1 protein-coding gene is annotated in these 624 nt (G+C 47.1%); it reads right to left on the bottom strand.

Annotation, left to right across the window (positions count from 1 at the left end):
- The coding region (locus tag ACXIZN_RS43260) for a hypothetical protein (RefSeq protein ID WP_457960786.1) at positions 1-429 on the bottom strand (429 nt) is incomplete at its 3' end.
- Between the last annotated feature and the right edge of the window lie 195 nt (positions 430-624).

Genomic DNA, 624 nt, shown 5'->3' with positions numbered 1-624 from the left:
ATGCATTCTTTCCTCCCACACCAGTAGCTCAGAATAATTAATGACCGGGAAATACAGCCGAGCGTTAGGCAACCTGTTTCTTGCCATCTTATACGTGCGCTGTATTTCCTTGGTGGTATTCTGCACACACCTTTGCGTTCTGTTGTTTATGCCAAAAGAGAATATGACCATCTCAGGCTGCACCGTTATCGTGGCCTTTTCAATCAGGTTTCCCGCATGCTGAAACTTAGCTCCCGGGAAACTGTCTATTTGTAGGTCTTCGTAATTGAAATTTCTCATTTTAGACACATTGGAGTCCCCTATTATTACGTATTTCTTTCTGAGGGTTAAACTCCAGTCTTGGTTTTTTCTAGTTGTGTTTATATGTCTATTCACTGTGTTCACAGGCCCGGGTCTCTCCTGTGCCTCAGAGAAGGCTTGGTTCAGCATGCGGGTGACTCGATTTAATCCCTCTGTGTCAGTCTCACTCTCTTCCTCTAACACTCTCTGTCCTTCTCTTAAGAATCGTGAGAGTGCTGAGCAAGGACCCGGGGACCCCTCTGACTCCTCCGAGTCCTCCGAAAAGAGGAAGGGTGAAGCTACGAGCCTGGTGAGAGACAGCTTTGAGGTCGGTGGTCTGTCATC

It is taken from the genome of Amycolatopsis sp. TRM77291 (genome assembly GCF_054166285.1).
Note: the sequence above shows the minus strand (reverse complement) of the source record. Positions and strands in the feature narration are given on the sequence as shown.